Origin of the sequence: Mycobacterium sp. E2238 (assembly GCF_001672665.1) — a bacterium.
In the GTDB taxonomy this organism is placed as follows: Bacteria; Actinomycetota; Actinomycetes; order Mycobacteriales; family Mycobacteriaceae; genus Mycobacterium.
Genome location: NZ_LZKF01000010.1, coordinates 1 through 1,247, shown reverse-complemented (window position 1 = coordinate 1,247; position 1,247 = coordinate 1). Strand labels below are relative to the sequence as shown.

At 69.3% G+C, this 1,247-nt stretch carries 1 protein-coding gene; it reads right to left on the bottom strand.

Annotated elements, in window-relative coordinates:
- Entirely contained in the window at nt 1-1,245 is a 1,245-nt protein-coding gene (locus tag A5711_RS00775) for a PPE family protein (protein ID WP_067943121.1), read from the bottom strand.
- Nucleotides 1,246-1,247: the final 2 nt, after the last annotated feature.

Genomic DNA, 1,247 nt, shown 5'->3' with positions numbered 1-1,247 from the left:
CTATCCGGCTGAGGGTGGGCGGGTTAGGACGCTGTAGCGGAAGCCGTATTTGTGGGAGTAGCCCGCGGCGGCGCCGGCGCGTCGGCCCATGACGCCGGTGGGCATGCCGCGCAGCAGGGCGTTGCCCGGCGGGCTGGCGGTGGCCCCGGCGGTCTGCACGGGAAGGGCCTCGGCCTCGGCGTTGGCCGGGCTGACCGCCGAGGTCAGCGTGGCCCACTGCTGGGGCACCGACAAACCCCCGACTTGGGCGGCCTGCCCGGCACCGGCCGAAACGCTGCTGCTCAGGCTGCCCAGGTTGCCCAGGCCCAACTGGGCGAACTGCGGCGTGGGATACCACGCACCACCGGCACCGGCCGTGCTACCACCCGGACCCGACACCAACTGCTGCGCCAGCTGCGACCAAAACGCCGGGATACCGTTGGAGAAATAGGCCAGACCCGAGGTCTGCTTGAGGATCACCGTGTACAAGGTCGGATTGAGCCCCAGATAGTTGTTGGTCGGCGTGGGCAACCCCGTCTGCAAGCCCTGAATCGCATTGGTCAACCAGGTCAACGGACCCGGCTGGGTCGACGTCGCGGTCACCTGGGGCGCCGCGGTGGTGACCAGCTGCGTGCTCGCCAGCTGCGAGGTGCTCGAGGCCACGGTCTGGGCGGTGTTGCCCGCGGGCTGCTGGGCGGCCTGGGTCAGCGCCAACGCCTGATCGGCCACCCCCTCAGGGGCGGTGGTATTCGGCGCGGGCTCAAAGGGCGCCAACGCCGACGCCGTCGCCGAGGCCGCCGCATAGCCATACATCGCCGCCGCGTCTTGGGCCCACATCTCCATGTACTGGGCCTCCGTCGCCATGATCGCCGGGGTGTTCTGGCCAAAGAAATTCGTCGCGATCAACGTCGCCAACAACACCCGATTAGCCGCAATCACCGGCGGGGGCACCGTCATCGCAAACGCCGCCTCAAACGCCGCCGCCGCCGCGCGCCCCTGACTGGCCGTGTCCTCGGCCAACCCCGCCACCGCACCCAACCAATTCACATACGGCACCACCGCCGACACCATCGACGACGCCGCCGGACCCACCCACGGCCCCGACGTCAACTCCGTAACCACCGAGCTATACCCACTGGCCGCCGCAGCCACCTCAGCAGCAATCTCATCCCACGCCGCCGCCGCCGCCATCAACGGCCCCGAACCCGGACCCGCATACATCCGACCGGAATTAACCTCCGGCGGTAACGCCCCGAAGTCAAACACCT